Below are 16729 nucleotides of genomic sequence, written 5' to 3'. Positions count from 1 at the left end.
GCGGGTCGGTCCTGGTCGCAACGCTGAATGCGGCGGCATTATTGCAGAGAGGTCTGCGACGGGCAACGCAATGTCTCGGGACGGTCTCGCGCCGGTCTCGGGAAGGTCTCGCCCGGGCGTGGGCCAGGTCCGGGCCGCTGCCCGGACTCCGGAGCGGACGTCGACGCCGGCGCCGGCTCCGCTCAGTTCATCCGAGAGAGCCGAGCGCGAGAGCCGACCGCGCCCACCGCATCACGTCGGCCCCTGCGCGTCCCGGATCGACAGATGCACGCAACACGCCCCCGTTCCAGGCGCGAACGCAGGCAGTGGACAGCGGGCCGCGATATGGTCACCGCCTAGACTTCTGCATGCGAGGAGTCGCGGACGCGAGAACTTCTGCCCGCGAGGGACCAGGCTCCGACGGAGAGGACGACGATGCGAGAGCTCGAACTCGACGGGATCCATGACGACGGCGAGCATGTGATCCTGGTCGACTCCGACGGCGAGCGCTACACGTTGCGCATCGACAAGGCCCTGCGTGCAGCGGTGCGGCGGGACCGCCCGGCCCTGGGCATGATCCAGGCGGCGGACTCCGCACCGGTCAGGCCCCGGGAGATCCAGTCCATGCTGCGCTCCGGGCGCAGCGCCGAGGACATCTCCGAAGCCGCCGACATCCCCCTCGAGCACGTACGTCGGTACGAGGGCCCCGTGCTCGCCGAACGGGAATGGACCGCACAGCGCGTACGCACCTTCCCCGTCGGCCGCGGCGGCCCCAGCCTCGACGAGGTGGTCGCCGAGCGGCTGGCCGCCCGCGAGGCCACCGGCGAGACCACCTGGGACGCCTGGCGACGTGGTGACGGGACCTGGACGCTCCAGCTGACCTTCTCCGCAGCGGGCCGGACCCGGCAGGCGCACTGGGTCGCCGATCTCGACAACCGCTCGGTGGCCTCGGTCGACGACGAGGCGCGCTGGATCAGCGATGAGGACGCCCCGCCGGAGCCGACCCGGGGCCGTGCCCGCCTGCAGGCGGTCAAGAGCTCGGTCTACGATCTCGAGGCCGACGGGGCCTTCGACGAGAACAGCGCCGGGCCCCGCCGCGGCCGCGGACGGAGCTCCGGCCAGCCCTCCGTCTCCGGCGACCACCCTTCCGCCATCGACGACGGCGAGCTGGATGCGCTCAACGCCCGCCGCGGGCTGCGCTCGGTCCCGCCGCCGGATGACTCCACGACCGTCTGGGCCAGCCTGGACGAGGACGTCACCGACGAGGACGAGTTCACCGACGGACCCGATGGCGCCGCCGTGGGCCCAGCCGAGGACGCGGCGACCCGGACCTCCGCGCCCGAGGGTCCCCGCCGCGTCGCTGTTCGCGATGCGGCGGACGAGACCGGCGAGGACCTCGAGGATCCGGATCGCGAGGCGCTGCTGGAGCATTCCGCCTCCGACCAGACGACGGGGAGCGGCGCCCGTGCTGCCGGTTCCCCGGATTCCGTCGACCCCGTCCACTCCGATGAGGCCGATGCTGCTGTCTCCGGGGGCGCGGAGCCGGCCGAGTCCGCGCTGGAGGCGGACGGAGCCGCGAGCGCCGGGGAAGGCAGTGACGGGTCCGCAAGCGCTCCCGTGGAGTACCAGGACACGGTCGATCTCACACCGCTGCCGGGATTCGATGACGACGTCTCCTCCCGGACGCCGGCCGAGAAGCACGAGAACGACAAGTCCAGCAGTCCCAGCAACCCCAGCAAGCCCAGCAAGCCGGCGAAGTCCAAGAGCAAGCGGGCTTCCATGCCGAGCTGGGACGAGATCGTCTTCGGGTCCAAGCACGACTGATACCCCGGGCCCCGTCCGGACGGTGACGTTCTCCCGCTCGGCCGTGCCCGAGCGGTGGCGTTAGTCGGCGCCTCGTCAGCGCCTCGGCGCCGGCCTCAGACCGTGGTGTGGATCAGCGGCACCCACGCCTCGGCGGAGGTGAGCGAGCCGTGCACGCCGATCATGGCTCGGGCGGTATCGGAACGTCGCGAGAAGTCGTCGATGCTCCAGCGTCCGCGTGCGAGCACCAGCACGTCCGGGATGCGTCCGCGGACGCGTGCGGGCACCTCTGTCCCCACCGGCGCCAGCAGGCCGACAGCGAGTATCTGATCCCGGGTCAGGACGAGTGCTCGTGGCCCGAGCAGCTCCCTGAGTCCGGCGGCGAGGTCCTCCGCCGCACCGACCCGTTCGATGGCGCGCAGCGCGAGCGCCCGCGCCTCCCCGGCCACGCCGGCGACCAGCGCGTGCAGACGCGGGTGGGCGGCGAGATCGATCGTGGTGCCCGGTGAGGTGTCGACCATGCCGTGGTCGGCGGTGAGATGGACCCGGGTGCCGCGGGGCAGACGTCGCAGCAGGGTTCCCACCAGGGCGTCGACCTCCGAGAGGGCGGTCCGCCAGTCTTCGCTGTCCACGCCGGCATGGTGCCCGATGTGGTCCACGTCGTCGACATGGAGGTGGACGAGACCGTCGGGGCCGGCACGGTGGACAGCCGTGCGCACCGCCTCGACCCGGTCTCCCCGTCCGTGGCCGAGGAACTCCCAGCCGCGGTAGGCGACGCCGCTGAGGTGGGATCCCGCGTGCTTCGCGGGGCCCACCTGCACGGCGCGGCGGGATCCGAGCTCGACCAGTGTCGGCTCCGGCATCCACTGCCGCGGGTCCACACCCGGGTCGCCCTTGATCTGGTTCAGGGCCTGGCCGCTGGCCGGGTCGTGGGTGAGATATCCGAGCACGCCGTGGTCCAGGGGCGCCCGGCCGGTGTGCAGCGAGACCATGGCGGTCGCGGTGGTCGCCGGGGTGACCGTCCGGATGCGTGCGGTCTCGGACTCCAGGCGGCGCAGTGTGGGCGTCACAGCGCGGTGCTCGGCGAGCAGATCCGCCCCCACGCCGTCCAGGAGCACCACGACATCGCGTCCCGGCTGCGGAGAGCCCACCAGTGGGGACAGCACGTCGAGGATCCCAGGGTGCGCGCCGCCGGCGAAGGGCGGGACGAGGAGATCCTCGGGCCACTCGGGCACGCAGGCGCGGGCGGGCATGTGCTCAGGCACAGCGCTCAGGCGTCGAGCGCGTCGATGGCGTCCACCAGCTCGGCGTGGAATCGCAGCGCTGCCTCGACCGCGTCATCGCCGTCGGCCAGCGCGCTCACGCGCAGTGCCAGATCGGAGGGTGCGATCGTGCCGGTATATCCGTGGTCGACCTGGCAGTTCGGGTCCTCGCACACGGCGCGCTCGAGATCCACGCGCCGCGACCCGTTCCAGGTGATCCCGAGGGTCACCTCGGCTTCCCGGGCCGGGGTCTGCTGTCCGTCGGTGTCGAAGACCTGGGAGAGGCCGGTGCCGGTGATCCGCTGGAGCCGGATCCGCTCCGTGGTGGAGACGACCTGGCTGGGGTTCATCGCATCGGCCGGGTCATCGTCGAGGTGGGTGACCAGCAGGTGCGTCCCGGTCAGCACGACGACGGTGAGGTGGCGCCGCACTTCGGGGCCATCGAACGTCGTCTCCGGCCGCACCAGGTAGGCCAGGACGGCGGCTCCGCGCAGAGAGCGCTCGAGGCTCTGCGCGGCCGTCTGCGGGAAGTACCCGGCGGTCTCGAGATCCGCGAGAAGTTCGGCGGGAAGAGCGGTGGTCATCGGTCCATTGTCCCACGCGCAGCGCGGCCGGAGCAGTCGTTGTGGACCACGACGGGCCGGCCGCTGCGGAGCACCACGGGCCGGCCGCTGCGGACCACCACGGAGCACTCGACAGGGAGGCGGCCGCCGACGCTCATGCTCACACCCCGGCTGGGCCCGACAGCACCCGCCGTGCGCTGTCGGTGCGGTTCGGTGCCGCATCCAGACGGGCGGTGGCACTGACGACGGTGAGACCGTCCTGGCCCACCAGAACCGGATGCAGCTCGAGTGCCGCCAGCTCCGGGACGTCCTCGGCGAGCAGTCCGACGCGGACCACGAGATCGGCCAGGGCGCCGCGGTCCGCCGGAGGGAGGCCGCGGGTCCCGCGCAGCTTGACCGCCGAGGCGGGAGCATCGACCAGGCGCATCGCGGCGCTCTCGCTGAACGGCGGGATCGCATAGGCGATGTCATCGAGCAGATCGGTGGCATCGCCGGCCACGGACAGCGAGAGGACGGGGCCCAGGGAGGGGTCCTCGACGCTGCGCACCACCATCGGCACACCGGGCGGCGCCATCGCCTGGACTTCCAGCGGGGCGGTGGAGAAGGCCAGGTCATGGCGCATCGCCGAGACGGCGTGGCGCAGCTGGACGGCATCGGGGATGCCGGAGCGCACTCCCCCGAGGTCCGGCCGGTGCCGCAGCACGGGATCGGTGCTCTTGAGGACCACCGGGTATCCGATCCGGGACGCCTGCTCGACGGCGTCCTCGGCGTCCTGCACGGTCCAGGCGGGCAGCACGCTGATCCCGTAGGCCGCCAGCAGCGCGCTCACGTTCTCGGGCGCGAGGTCGGTGCTCTCCTGACCGCCCTCGGGGCGGTGGCTCTCGACGAGGTCCCGGGCGGCGAGGCGGTCGATGTCCTCGCGCTGGGCGGGCGCGTCGTCGTCGGCGGCCGGTCGCAGCGTGGCGGCGAGCATCCCGGCACCGGCGCGGACCGCGCCGAAGGGGGTGGCATGGACCGGGGGCAGCCGAGGGTCCTGCCGCACGGCGCGCTGGACCTCGGCGTAGCGCTCGGCGCTGGTGATCAGACATACCAGCAACGCCACTTCGCTGTGCCGGGCCACGGTCGCCATCTGCCGGATCACCTCGACCGGGTCCCCGGTCAGCGGGTCGAGCATGCCGGCGATGAGCAGGTCGGTCTGACCGCGCCCGGCCATGGAGGTGAAGGCGCGCTGGACCAGGCGCGGGTCGGAGGACAGCGGGACGCTGCGGTTGTCGGCCACGACCTCGACGCCCGCCTGGTCCGTGGCGCCGCGCAGGGCGGCACCGAGGGCCGCGGTGTTCGAGAGCAGGCCCACGCGGGCACCGGGCGGCAGGCCCTGGCGCCCGATGGCATCGACGATGTCCATGAGGTGGTCCACTCCCCCGGCCTGGACCACACCGGCCGAGTCCAGCACCTGGTCCAGGGCACGGCGCGGGAGTGTGGAGGAGCGCACGTCGTGCCCGGGCGGTGCGGTCGAGCCCACGCCCGGCGGACGCAGCACGATGACCGGGACCCGACGGGTCAGGCGACGGGCGATGCGCGTGAACTTGCGGGGGTTGCCCATCGACTCGAGCGCCAGGCCGATCACCCCGACGTTCTCGTCGTCCTCCCAGTGCTGGAGGGTGTCGTTGAGCGAGACGTCGGCCCGATTGCCGACGCCGACGAACTCGTGGATGCCGACGCCCCGGGTGTCGGTCCCGGCCAGCAGCAGGGCGGACAGTGCGCTGGACTGCCCGGCGAGCGCCACGGGGCCGCGGCGGGGCATCGCCGGTGCCAGGGACAGGCTGATGGCGTCCTCGCCGGTGCGGAGGAAGCCCAGGGAGCCGGGGCCCAGCAGGCGGATGCCATGCAGGCGGGCGCGGGCCACCAGTTCACGCTGCAGCCGCCCGCCCTGTTCGCTGTCGGTGAAACCCTCGGTGGGGATCACGACGCTGTGGACGCCGATGGCGGCGCATTCCTCGATGGCCGCGAGGCAGGACTCCGGACGCAGGGCGATCACGGCGAGGTCGACGGTGCCGGGCACGTCCCCGATGTGGGCGTAGGTGCTGTGGCCGCGCAGCTCCAGTGCTTCGCGGGCGATGACGTGGACCGCCCCGGTGTATCCGGACAGCTCCAGGGCGGTCAGGAAGCGTCCCCCGGCGGAGTCCGCCCGCGAGGAGACGCCGACCAGCAGCACGGACTCGGGATGCAGCAGGCGTTCCATGGCGCGGGCTTCGGCCCGGTGCTCACGCTCTGCCATCACAGCCAGTGAGCGGACGGTGGGATCGATCCGGAAGGAGACCAGGACCACGCCGTCGTCCAGGGTGCGCTCGACGTCGAAGCCCGCGTCGGTGAAGACGTTGATCATCCGGGAGTTCTGCGGGAGGACCTCCGCGGTGAACACCCTGATCCCCCGCTCGCGGGCGGCCGCGGCGAGATGTTCGAGCAGGACGGAGGCCAGCCCGGTGCCCTGGTGGGCGTCGGAGACGTTGAAGGCCACCTCGGCGGCGTCCTGCTCGACCCGGTCGTAGCGGCCGACGGCGAGGATGTCGTCCCCCACCAGCACCACGAACGCCACCCGGTCGTGGTGATCCACCACGGTGAAGCGTTCGAGGTCCCGCGGGGACAGGCGTGGCATCGGCGCGAAGAACCGCAGGTACCTCGACCGCTCCGACTGGCGCTGGTGGAAGGCCTGGAGAGCGTCCGCGTCCTCGGGAAGGATCGGGCGCAGATGCGCGGCGGAGCCGTCGCGCAGCGCGATGTCGGCCTCCCAGTGGGCCGGATACGCCGGGGCCGACGAGCCACCGCTGCCCGTGGCGCGACGGCGCAGGGACCGCAGTCCTTCACGCCTCTCCGCCATGCCGGGATCCTATCGTCGCCCGCGCAGAGGCGCTCGGAGCTGGTGGAGTTGACGGGATTCACGTCTCTCACGCCGCCCGGTTCCCGGGATCGTGGCCGGTCATGCGCCATCATGTCCCTCATGGCCCGATCACGAAGCACGCAGCCGCCCGCCGGGGACGACGCGGTCGACGAGACGATCGTCGACATCGACGTCACCAGTGAGATGGAGTCCTCGTTCCTGGAGTACGCGTACTCCGTGATCTACTCGCGGGCTCTGCCGGATGCTCGTGACGGCCTGAAGCCGGTCCAGCGCCGCATCCTCTACATGATGGCCGAGATGGGGCTGCGCCCCGATCGGGGCCACGTCAAGAGCCAGCGCGTGGTCGGCGAGGTGATGGGCAAGCTCCACCCGCACGGCGACACCGCGATCTACGACGCCCTGGTGCGCATGGCCCAGGACTTCTCGATGCGCATGCCCCTGGTCGACGGGCACGGCAACTTCGGCTCCCTGGACAACGGCCCCGCTGCGCCCCGGTACACCGAGGCACGCCCGGCTCCCTCCGCGCTGCTGATGACGGCCTCGCTGGACGAGGACGTCGTGGACACGGTGCCCAACTACGACAATCAGCTGACCCAGCCCGAAGTGCTCCCCGCGCAGTACCCGAACCTGCTGGTCAACGGGGCGTCCGGGATCGCCGTGGGCATGGCCACGAACATGGCCCCGCACAACCTGGTCGAGACCATCGCCGCCGCCCGCCACCTCATCGAGAACCCCGAGGCCGACCTCGAGCAGCTGATGCGCTTCGTGCCCGGACCGGACCTTCCCTCGGGCGGTCGCATCATCGGGCTCGCCGGGATCCGGGACGCGTACCGCACCGGGCGCGGCTCGTTCAAGATGCGCGCCACCACGCGCATCGAGAACGTCACCTCCCGCCGCAAGGGCATCGTCGTCACCGAGCTCCCCTACCAGGTGGGTCCCGAGCGGTTCGCGGAGAAGCTGCGCGACGCGGTCCAGTCCAAGCGAGTCCAGGGCGTCACCGACTACCAGGACCTCACCGATCGTCACCACGGCCTGCGCCTGGTCCTGACCGTGAAGTCGGGCTTCGACCCGGAGGCCGTGCTCGAGCAGCTGTACAAGTACACCCCGCTGGAAGAGTCCTTCGGGATCAACAACGTCGCCCTGGTCGAGGGCCAGCCGCGCACGATGGGTCTGAAGCAGCTGCTGGAGGTGTTCGTCGACCACCGTCTGCAGGTGGTGCGCCGGCGCACCGAGCACCGTCTGTCCAAGCACCAGGCGCGCCTGCACCTGGTCGAGGGCCTGCTGCTGGCGATCGTCGACATCGACGAGGTCATCCAGATCGTCCGCTCCAGCGACGACGCGGAGAGCGCCCGCACCCGCCTGATGGGCGTGTTCGACCTGACCCAGCTGCAGGCCGACTACATCCTCGAGCTGCGTCTGCGCCGTCTGACGCGCTTCTCGCAGATCGATCTGGAGGCCGAGCGCGACGACCTCCGCCGCGAGATCGAGGAGCTCCAGACCATCCTGGGTTCCGAGGAAGCGCTGCGCCGGCTGGTCTCCGACGAGCTGGCGGCCGTCGCCGCCGAGCACGGGGACTCCCGCCGCACCGTCCTGCTGGAGGCCGCCGAACAGCCCGTCGCCGCAGCCGGCGGTTCCCTCGAGGTGGCCGACGAGCCCTGCTCGGTGCTGCTGACGGGCACCGGGCTGGTCGCCCGCATCGCCGGGCAGGGCCCACTGGTGCGCGAAGGGCCGCGCGGCTCACACGACGTGGTCGTCTCGCACACCCGCACCAGTACTCGCTCCACCGTCGGAGTCGTCACCGACCGCGGTCGTGTCCTGCACCTGTCGGTCGTGGATCTGCCGTCGCTCGCCCCCACCAACGGTGCGCCATCGCTGGCGGGCGGGGCACGGCTGGCCGACCTCATCGATCTCGAGCGCGAGGAGCGGGCCCTGGGCCTGATCCGGATCGCCGAGGCCGATGTGGCCCGAGGCGGGGCGATCGCCCTGGGCACCCGACAGGGCGTGGTCAAGCGGGTCCAACTGGACTTCCCGCGGTCCGAGGGCTTCGAGATCATCTCGCTCAAGGACGGTGACTCGGTGGTCGGCGTGGCCGACCTCGAGGAGGACACCGATCTGGATCTCGTGTTCATCAGTTCCGATGCCCAGCTGCTGCACTTCCCGTCCTCCGGCGTGCGCCCCCAGGGCCGCGGTGCCGGTGGCGTCGCCGGGATCAAGCTCGCGCCGGACGCCGAGGTGGTCTCCTTCGGCGTCATCGACGTGACCGCGGACGCCGATGTGGTGACCGTTGCCGGCAGCTCCTCGACCCTGCCTCTGCTGCAGACGGGCTCGTTGAAGGTCTCCCCTCTGACCGAGTTCCCCGCCAAGGGCCGGGCCACCGCCGGCCTGCGCTGCCACCGCTTCCTGCGCGGCGAGGACTCGCTCATCGGGGCGTGGGTGGTGCCGCATCCGGCGCGTGCCTCCTCCGAGGCCGGCCAGCCCATCGACCTGCCCGAGCCCACGGGCCGTCGGGACGGGTCGGGCACGCCGGTCTCGGTACCGATCGCCGCCGTCGGCTGACTCCCGGCGTTCTCGGCGTCCGCTCCGGCCCGCGCCCGACGACGGGTCATCCGCCAGCCTCCGCGCCGCTGTCATCGGGTGACGGCGCACGGCCGGGCGTGGACCGTCGCGACCTCGAGCGTCCGGCCATGTAGGGCCCGCGCGGCCGGACGTGCAGGGCTCACGCTCCCGTGCCACGATGGTCGGCATGAGCCCAGCGAGCACTGACGCACCGACTCCGTCCACTCCCCAGCCCGACGGGGTCCGCCTCGAGCAGGTCCACGGCAGCGACGCGATCGTGGTCCGCACACCGGCTGCCGAGGCCGTGCTCCACCTCGACGGCGCGCATCTGACGAGCTGGATCCCCGCCGGCGAGGACGACCTGCTGTGGCTCAGCCCCGACTCCCACTTCGGTCGCGGCGCGGCGATCCGCGGCGGGATCCCGCTGATCGGCCCGTGGTTCGGCCCCGGCCGTGACGGCGACCGGCCGACCAAGCACGGCTGGCTGCGCAACGTGCGCTGGGACCTCGTCTCCGCAGCGCTCGAGGGCGACGACGTGGTCCTGGAGCTGTCCACCCCGGAGGAGACCGACGAACTGACCGCCAAGGCGGTGTTCCGCCTCGGGGCCGGTCTCTCCGTGGACCTGACCGTCATCGCCGGTGAGGAGCCCCTCGAGCTGGAGGCCGCCCTGCACACGTACCTCTCCGTGAGCGACGTGCGCAGCATCGAGATCGCGGGCCTCGAGAACGCCGAGTACCTCGACAACACTCGGGGTCTGGCGGCCGATGTCCTCGGGGACGAGCCCCTGCAGCTGACCGGTTCCACGGATCGCATCGTCGACGCCGCCGGCGAGGTCACCGTCAGTGACCGGACCCGTCGCATCGTCTCTATCCCGCGCGGCACCACCAAGACGGTGGTCTGGAATCCCTGGGACGAACTCGCGCGCGGCATGGACGATGTCCCGGACGATGCGTGGCCGCAATTCGTCTGCGTCGAGCCGGCCGTCGCCAAGGATCGCTTCATCGCGCTCGCTCCCGAGGAGTCGTACACCCTCGGCGTCAGCTACCGCATCGAGCACTGAGAGCCCCGCGCCCAGCGCTCCCCAGTTGCCTCGCACCGCGCGCCCCAGGCCGCCCCGCGCCTCGCACCCCGCGCTTGCACGCTCCCAATAGCGCCGCAGCCCACACGCCGCCGGTTGCGCCGCAGCCGGCTTTTCATACCGCCTGAGTTGTCGCTATCGGGCTCCGATAACGACAACTGTCGCGGTATCGATCTCTCCCGGTATCCATCGGAACGGGATCAGCACGCTCACGAGTGATCCGACATATTGACCTGACGAGCAACCAGCCGCAGCCCATGAGCGACGCGGGCCGCGCCACCCCGCCGGAGCGGACGGAAGTCCGCGGACGACGACCCAGAGGCCGTTTATTCAGTTGTGCCCAATCCAGCGTGATGGTCGACTGTCCATATGGAGATGCACACGACCCCGAATCCGACACCGGCCGACCTGGCCGCGTCGCTGTTCGGCCTCGCGGCATCCCCCGCCCGGCACCCCGGCTCCACCGTGGAGGCGACAGAGGCCGATGGGGGCCGCTGCGCAGCCGACGGCGGCGCCGGCCAGGTAGCCCGCTGACGCCGTAGCCGGCTCCGAGCCCCGCGGCGTAGGCCTCGGCACGGCCGCCCGCACCACACCGCACCGCAACACACCACACCGAGCGCCAACGCCTCGTTGCGCACTGCGTGACTTCGACACCTGCCCCCGGCGGGTCGCGTCGCATCGCACCGTGAGGCGAGCCCGCTCTGGGCAGCGGTCGGCACCCTTTGCTGCGCTTCGGCGCAGCCCGAACGTGGCATCGCCCATCGATCGCGACGAGACGGCCACCCCTCTCTCTCGCATCGTCGGCGACGCCTATCTCGACCCCACGGGCACATCGCGTCCGGCGGTCCCCACTTCGCGGACACCTCGTGTCCTTCCTGCCGAGAAGACTTGGCACCACCACGTCCCAGGAGATGCACCATGCGCACAGATGAGCGCCTGCAATCCGTCCGACCCGAACCCCCTACGACAGCATTCACCGGGGCTTCGCCCCTCACGCAGAGCCCTCCCCGTCCCACGCAGGCGGGCGCGGCCGTCCCCAGCTCGACAGCCGCACAGACCTCCTCGACGCTTATCCCACCGTTGCCGGTCGAGCAGGACTCCTCAGCGGCTCTGCCGTCGGAGCCGGAGAGGTCCGCGCTGGACAACCGGACCTCTCGTCGCCGCGTCGCCCAGAAGGCCCGACGGCAGCGCGCCGTCGACCAGGCGTTGCGCCAGCAGGCCGCCGCGCAGGCACGCCGCGAACAGGAGGCGGTGTTCGCGCGGGCGCTCGTGAACGCCGGACTCATCCACCGCTGACGAGGGCGACCCCGTCCTGTTCCCCTGGCCCCGGGCCGTGACCTCCCGGTCGCGCCCGTGGGCTGGGGCAGCACGAACGGGCGCCGGCGTGCTCGCCGGGCGCTGTGGTCCGAGTCAGGCGCTGCGGCCCCGTCAGACGCCGCGTTCACACAGTCAGGCGCCGCACTCCCGGCCGATCGCGCCGTCCGCCGCGCCTCCCGTTCCAGCCACGTCTCAGTCGGCGGCTGAGTTCAGCTCCACCACCACGAGCTCGCGCGGATTGTTCACGCGCACGCCGGCGATGCTGTTGCCGAGGCCTCGGCTGATGACCATCGTGGTCCCCTCGCGCGTATGGACCCCGTCGGTGAGCTCGGGGAGCCAGCCCTGGTGCGGGGAGAAGAGCCCGCCGAGGCCCGGAACGCGCACCTGGCCGCCGTGGGCATGGCCCGACAGCACGACGTCCACGTCCGCTGCGGCGTAGTCGGACCACAGCTCGGGCCGGTGCGCCAGCAGCACCGTCGGGCTCTGTCGCGGCAGGTCGAGCCCGGCCAGGGTCGTCTCCGGGGGCGTCGCCTCCCGGTCAGCCGCGTGATCCACACGCGGGTCGTCGAGACCGACGAGGGTCAGCGTCGTCTCCGGGAGCTCCAGCGTCGTCGCCTCGTCGCGCAGGACATGGACCTCTCGTTCCTCCAGACCCTCCAGCAGCTCGGTGCGCAGTGGGGAGTCGGCCTCGTGATTGCCCAGCACGTAGTACACGGGGGCGATACCGGCCAGCTGTTCCGCGAGGTCGAGCGAGGCGCCCAGATCCGCGGTGCGGATGTCGATGAGATCCCCGGTGAGCGCGATGAGATCGGGCTCGGCCGACCGGACGGCGGAGACGATGCGGTCCGGGAACGTCCCGAATGAGGCGGCATGGACATCGGAGAGCTGGGCGATGCGCACTCCGTCGGCCGCGGCAGGCAGCTGCTGGACGGGAACCTGATAGGAGGTGACGTCCAGACGGCGGTTGTCCCACAGCAGCCAGCCGGCCCCCACGAGCAGCGCCAGGAGGCCCGCCAGCAGGATGACGGCGGCACGCTGGCGACGGGGACGCCGGATGGCAGGCTCGAGGGAGGCGACCGACAGGGGCGCGCTCACCGCACGGCGATGCCGTCGGCCGCCATCGCCGCTTTCGCATCGGCGATGGTCAGCTGACGGAAGTGGAAGACGCTCGCGGCGAGCACGGCGTCGGCCCCGGCATGCACGGCCGGGGGGAAATCCTCCGGTTTCCCGGCGCCGCCGGAGGCGATCAGCGGCAGGGTGGTGGCCTCGCGGGCGAGGCGGATCAGCTCCAGGTCGAAGCCCGCCTCGGTGCCGTCGGCATCCATGGAGTTCAGCAGGATCTCGCCGGCGCCGCGCTCGGTCACCTCCCGGATCCAGGAGATCGCATCGATCCCGGTGCCGCGGCGGCCCCCGTGCGTGGTGACCTCGAAGCCCGACCCGGTGCGTGCGGTGCCCTCGGGTGTGTCCTCGGTGACGCGGCGGGCGTCGATCGACATCACCAGGACCTGGTTGCCGAACCGGCGCGTGATCTCGCTGATCAGCTCGGGGCGCGCGATGGCGGCAGTGTTGACGCCGCACTTGTCGGCCCCGGCGCGCAGCAGCTGGTCGACGTCCTCCGCGGAGCGGACTCCCCCACCGACGGTCAGCGGGATGAAGATCTGGTCGGCGGCGGCGCGCACCACGTCGATCATGGTCTCGCGGCCCCCGGAGGATGCGGTGACGTCGAGGAAGGTGAGTTCGTCGGCCCCTTCGGCGCCGTAGCGGGCGGCAAACTCGACCGGGTCGCCGGCATCCCGCAGGCCCTGGAAGTTGACCCCCTTGACGACGCGTCCCGCGTCGACGTCCAGGCACGGGATCACGCGGACGGCGACGCTCATGCGTCGATCCTCTCCAGGTCGAGCTCTTCGGCGCCCTCGATGATGAACTGCTTGCGCGGAGTGACCTCGGAGCCCATCAGCAGCTCGAACATGGAGCTGGCCGCCTCGGCGTCCTCGATGCGCACCCGGCGCAGGGTGCGATGCCCGGGGTCCATGGTGGTGTCGGCCAGCTGATCGGCGTCCATCTCCCCGAGCCCCTTGTAGCGCTGGATCGGCTCCTTGAACCGCTTGCCGCGCCGCTCGAGGTTCTTCAGCAGCTTGTTCAGCTCCGCCTCGGAGTAGGTGTAGACGTACTCGTTCTTCTTCGAGCCGCCGTGGATGATCTCCACCCGGTGCAGCGGCGGCACCGCGGCGTAGACCCGGCCCTCCTCGACCAGGGGCCGCATGTAGCGGTGGAACAGGGTCAGCAGCAGAGTACGGATGTGGGCGCCGTCGACGTCGGCGTCGGTCATCATGATGATCTTGCCGTAGCGGGCGGCGTCGAGGTCGAAGGTGCGGCCGGAGCCGGCCCCGAGCACCTGGATGATGGCCGCGCACTCGGTGTTCTTGAGCATGTCCGTGATGGACGCCTTCTGCACGTTGAGGATCTTGCCGCGGATGGGCAGCAGAGCCTGGAACTCGGAGTTGCGGGCGTTCTTCGCGGTCCCCAGGGCGCTGTCACCCTCGACGATGAACAGCTCGGAGCGCTCCATCTCGGTACTGCGGCAGTCGGCGAGCTTGGTCGGCATCGTCGAGGATTCCAGCGCGTTCTTGCGGCGCGAGACCTCTTTGTGCATGCGGGCGGCGATACGGGCCCGCATCTCGGAGACCACCTTGTCGATGACCAGGTTGGCCTGCTCCTTCTCCCCCTTCGCGGTGGAGGTGAGGAAGTCGGTCAGGCGGTCCTCGACGACCTTGGAGACGATCGCGCGGATCGCGGGGGTGCCGAGCACCTCCTTGGTCTGGCCCTCGAACTGCGGCTCGTCGATCCGGACGCTGACCACGGCGGTCAGGCCCGCCAGGGTGTCGTCCTTCTCGATCTTCTCGTTCTTGGTGTTGAACTTGACCCGTCGCGCCTGGTTCTCGACCTGCTTGCGCATGGTCTTGACCAGCGCCTGCTCGAAACCGGTGACGTGGGTGCCGCCCTTGGGGGTGGCCACGATGTTCACGAATGAACGCACCGTGGACTCGTAGTCCGCACCCCAGCGCAGCGCGATGTCGACCTCGCACTTGCGGTCGACGTCGGTGGAGACCATGTGGCCGTTCTTGTCGAGGACCGGGATGGTCTCGGTGTACTCGCCCGAGCCCTGCAGGCGGATCACATCGGTGATCTTCTCGTCGTGGGCGAGATACTCGACGAACTCGCTGATGCCGCCGTCGTACTTGTACGTGCGGGTGGCCGGTTGGTCCGGGGTCGCCTCGGGCCGGTGGTCGGTCACCGAGATCTCCAGTCCCGGAACCAGGAACGCCGTCTGGCGGGCGCGACGGTGGAGATCGTCCAGCGCGAAGTGGGAGCCCTTGATGAAGATCTGCGGATCCGCCCAGTACCGGACCCGGGTGCCGGAGACCCCGCGCTTGGCCTTGCCCACCACACGCAGTTCACCGGGCCCGTCGGCCGGGGTGAACGGGGCCTCGGGATCGGGGGTCCCACCGTCGTCGAAGACGCCCGGGACCCCGCGCTTGAAGCTCATCGCGTACGTCTTGCCGGCGCGGTCGACCTCCACGTCGAGCCGCCCGGACAGGGCGTTGACGACGCTGGCGCCGACGCCGTGGAGACCACCGACGGCCGCGTACGAGCCGCCGCCGAACTTCCCGCCCGCATGGAGCTTGGTGTAGACGACCTCGACGCCGCTGAGACCGGTGCGGGGTTCGATGTCGACGGGGACGCCGCGGCCGGTGTCGCGCACCTCGACGGAGGCGTCCGGGTGGAGGATCACCGCGATGGAGTCGCCGTAGCCGCCGAGCGCTTCATCGACAGCATTGTCGAGGATCTCCCAGAGGCAGTGCATGAGCCCGCGGGAGTCCGTCGAGCCGATGTACATGCCCGGGCGCTTGCGGACGGCCTCGAGCCCTTCGAGCACCTGGAGGTTCCGGGCGTCGTAGGCGGTCTTGTTCTGGGGTCTGGAGTTCGATGCGGTGGAGGTGGACACCCTGGCGATTCTACGTGGCCGCACCGCCCGATCCCGGTATTGGGGCCCCGCTCACAGGTTCGTTGCGCCACCAGCGAACCAGGGCGCGAAGCTCTCCCCCCGGGCACCTGCGGGGTGCTAGAAAAGGACCATGAATTTGACTCTTGAAGCTCCCCGGCTGACCGCCCACGACCGGTGCGACCGCTGCGGCGCCCAGGCGTACGTCAAGGTGCGACTGGAGGCCGGCGGTGAACTGATGTTCTGCGCCCATCACGCACGCGCCCACGAGGACGCCCTCAAGGGCATCGTCTCCGAGGTCATCGACGAGACCGAACGCCTCCACGCCAAGCCGGAGCCGGTCGAGGACTGATCGACGAACTGTGAGCCCGGAGTGGTCCGCGAGGAACGAGCGGACCACGCAGGGCGAACGGGAGGAGATCAGTCAGCACGGCACAGACTTATCGACGAACTGTGAGCCCGGAGTGGTCCGCGAGGAACGAGCGGACCGCGCAGGGCGAACGGGAGGAGATCGGTCGAGTAGCCACGACCTGATCTGACGGCAGCGTCCGAACGTCGCGAGCCCCGTCCTGCTGAGCAGGGCGGGGCTCGCGGTGTCTCGAGAGCGGAGCGGCTCGCGGGTCAGCTGCCCTCGAGGAGGTCATGCGCCTCGGCCGCGTACTGGACCCAGCTCGTCTCGCGGCCCTCGCGCGGGTCCTCGACGCCGGTGGCGGTGAATCCCAGCCGCTCGTAGCTCCTCTGGGCGCGCGTGTTGGCCGAATCGACGTCGAGCGTCAGGCGAGGGCGCGCGAGATCGAGCGCAAGTTCTGCCGCGGCGCGGATGAGAAGGCGCGAGATGCCGCTGCCGCGCTCCCGCGGATCCACCCACATCGAGACCAGATGCGCTTCGTCCTCCCCGATGGGATCCTCCGGGGTGTACCCCTCGGGCAGCACACCGATGCCCCCGAGCACCTGATCGCCTCGCCGGGCCTGGAGGTGCAGGCGCGGGCCGGCGAGCTCGGTGCGCCATTCCGCCTCGCTGCGGCCCTGCACGTCCTCCAGTCGGGCCCAGAAGGCGTCGGGAGCGTCGCGGAGCATCGCCAGGCGCAGGTCGCGGTGGGCGACCCAGTCCTCCGGGCCCACCCGGATCACGGTCACAGACGCGGCGCCGGGCTCCCCGCAGGGATGCCCGGCGCCGTGCTCATGCAGCGTCGTCACGTCGGTCGGTTCTCTCGTTCGAGCGTGCGGTCTCCTCGAGGGCGCACCCCCGAGCTCTGTCGAGGCGGTGGC

General features: G+C 71.2%; 13 protein-coding genes. 6 read left to right on the top strand and 7 right to left on the bottom strand.

What is annotated here, in order from left to right:
- The first annotated feature begins 414 nt into the window (after nucleotides 1-414).
- Nucleotides 415-1803, top strand: a complete 1389-nt coding sequence (gene sepH, locus ACFQS2_RS11595) for a septation protein SepH (protein ID WP_377793872.1) — start codon at nucleotides 415-417, stop codon at nucleotides 1801-1803.
- A gap of 95 nt (nucleotides 1804-1898) precedes the next feature.
- Here sepH and ACFQS2_RS11590 read toward each other — a convergent pair whose 3' ends face one another.
- The 3 genes from ACFQS2_RS11590 to ACFQS2_RS11580 all read right to left on the bottom strand — a co-directional run bounded on the left by ACFQS2_RS11590 (nucleotide 1899) and on the right by ACFQS2_RS11580 (nucleotide 6485).
- Entirely contained in the window at nucleotides 1899-3035 is a 1137-nt protein-coding gene (locus ACFQS2_RS11590) for an alkaline phosphatase family protein (protein WP_377793871.1), read from the bottom strand.
- Between the two features lie 17 nt (nucleotides 3036-3052).
- Nucleotides 3053-3628: a DUF5998 family protein gene (locus ACFQS2_RS11585; RefSeq protein ID WP_377793870.1), complete on the bottom strand. Its 576-nt coding sequence runs from the start codon at nucleotides 3626-3628 to the stop codon at nucleotides 3053-3055.
- 139 nt (nucleotides 3629-3767) lie between these two features.
- Nucleotides 3768-6485, bottom strand: coding sequence for a GNAT family N-acetyltransferase (locus ACFQS2_RS11580; RefSeq protein WP_377793869.1), 2718 nt, complete (start codon nucleotides 6483-6485; stop codon nucleotides 3768-3770).
- Between the two features lie 120 nt (nucleotides 6486-6605).
- On the opposite strand from ACFQS2_RS11580, the gene ACFQS2_RS11575 reads away from it, so the two are divergent.
- From ACFQS2_RS11575 to ACFQS2_RS11560, 4 genes are all read left to right on the top strand, one after another.
- Nucleotides 6606-9062 carry a DNA topoisomerase (ATP-hydrolyzing) subunit A gene (locus tag ACFQS2_RS11575; RefSeq protein ID WP_377020043.1) on the top strand — a complete coding sequence of 819 codons (2457 nt, stop codon included), beginning with the start codon at nucleotides 6606-6608 and terminating at the stop codon, nucleotides 9060-9062.
- A gap of 187 nt (nucleotides 9063-9249) precedes the next feature.
- The gene (locus tag ACFQS2_RS11570) at nucleotides 9250-10122 is read left to right on the top strand and encodes a D-hexose-6-phosphate mutarotase (protein WP_377793868.1); all 873 of its coding nucleotides are present in this window, start codon (nucleotides 9250-9252) and stop codon (nucleotides 10120-10122) included.
- 387 nt (nucleotides 10123-10509) lie between these two features.
- Entirely contained in the window at nucleotides 10510-10674 is a 165-nt protein-coding gene (locus ACFQS2_RS11565) for a hypothetical protein (RefSeq protein WP_377020045.1), read from the top strand.
- A 546-nt stretch (nucleotides 10675-11220) separates the two neighbouring features.
- Complete coding sequence (locus tag ACFQS2_RS11560; RefSeq protein ID WP_377020046.1) at nucleotides 11221-11436, top strand: hypothetical protein; 216 nt, start codon at nucleotides 11221-11223, stop codon at nucleotides 11434-11436.
- Nucleotides 11437-11649: 213 nt separating this feature from the next.
- On the opposite strand, the gene ACFQS2_RS11555 is transcribed toward ACFQS2_RS11560, so the two are convergent.
- Genes ACFQS2_RS11555 through ACFQS2_RS11545 form a run of 3 tightly spaced genes read right to left on the bottom strand, consistent with a single transcriptional unit; the run spans nucleotide 11650 to nucleotide 15463 of the window.
- Complete coding sequence (locus ACFQS2_RS11555) at nucleotides 11650-12552, bottom strand: metallophosphoesterase (protein ID WP_377793867.1); 903 nt, start codon at nucleotides 12550-12552, stop codon at nucleotides 11650-11652.
- Complete coding sequence (gene hisF, locus ACFQS2_RS11550; protein WP_377793866.1) at nucleotides 12549-13334, bottom strand: imidazole glycerol phosphate synthase subunit HisF; 786 nt, start codon at nucleotides 13332-13334, stop codon at nucleotides 12549-12551. The genes ACFQS2_RS11555 and hisF overlap by 4 nt, the downstream gene beginning before the upstream one ends.
- Nucleotides 13331-15463: a type IIA DNA topoisomerase subunit B gene (locus ACFQS2_RS11545; RefSeq protein ID WP_377793865.1), complete on the bottom strand. Its 2133-nt coding sequence runs from the start codon at nucleotides 15461-15463 to the stop codon at nucleotides 13331-13333. The genes hisF and ACFQS2_RS11545 overlap by 4 nt, the downstream gene beginning before the upstream one ends.
- Nucleotides 15464-15593: 130 nt before the next feature.
- On the opposite strand from ACFQS2_RS11545, the gene ACFQS2_RS11540 reads away from it, so the two are divergent.
- Nucleotides 15594-15812, top strand: a complete 219-nt coding sequence (locus tag ACFQS2_RS11540) for a hypothetical protein (protein ID WP_377020051.1) — start codon at nucleotides 15594-15596, stop codon at nucleotides 15810-15812.
- Between the two features lie 269 nt (nucleotides 15813-16081).
- Here ACFQS2_RS11540 and ACFQS2_RS11535 read toward each other — a convergent pair whose 3' ends face one another.
- Nucleotides 16082-16657 carry a GNAT family N-acetyltransferase gene (locus tag ACFQS2_RS11535; protein ID WP_377793864.1) on the bottom strand — a complete coding sequence of 192 codons (576 nt, stop codon included), beginning with the start codon at nucleotides 16655-16657 and terminating at the stop codon, nucleotides 16082-16084.
- Between the last annotated feature and the right edge of the window lie 72 nt (nucleotides 16658-16729).

This window comes from Brachybacterium sp. GCM10030267, from assembly GCF_042666875.1.
GTDB lineage: Bacteria > Actinomycetota > Actinomycetes > Actinomycetales > Dermabacteraceae > Brachybacterium.
This window is presented reverse-complemented; position numbering and strand designations above follow the sequence as displayed.

Bases quoted from the DNA above. Each gene is read 5' to 3' on its own strand.
- sepH (WP_377793872.1), top strand. From the start codon at position 415: ATGCGAGAGCTCGAACTCGACGGGATCCATGACGACGGCGAGCATGTG.
- ACFQS2_RS11590 (WP_377793871.1), bottom strand. From the start codon at position 3,035: ATGCCCGCCCGCGCCTGCGTGCCCGAGTGGCCCGAGGATCTCCTCGTC.
- ACFQS2_RS11585 (WP_377793870.1), bottom strand. From the start codon at position 3,628: ATGACCACCGCTCTTCCCGCCGAACTTCTCGCGGATCTCGAGACCGCC.
- ACFQS2_RS11580 (WP_377793869.1), bottom strand. From the start codon at position 6,485: ATGGCGGAGAGGCGTGAAGGACTGCGGTCCCTGCGCCGTCGCGCCACG.
- ACFQS2_RS11575 (WP_377020043.1), top strand. From the start codon at position 6,606: ATGGCCCGATCACGAAGCACGCAGCCGCCCGCCGGGGACGACGCGGTC.
- ACFQS2_RS11570 (WP_377793868.1), top strand. From the start codon at position 9,250: ATGAGCCCAGCGAGCACTGACGCACCGACTCCGTCCACTCCCCAGCCC.
- ACFQS2_RS11565 (WP_377020045.1), top strand. From the start codon at position 10,510: ATGGAGATGCACACGACCCCGAATCCGACACCGGCCGACCTGGCCGCG.
- hisF (WP_377793866.1), bottom strand. From the start codon at position 13,334: ATGAGCGTCGCCGTCCGCGTGATCCCGTGCCTGGACGTCGACGCGGGA.
- ACFQS2_RS11540 (WP_377020051.1), top strand. From the start codon at position 15,594: ATGAATTTGACTCTTGAAGCTCCCCGGCTGACCGCCCACGACCGGTGC.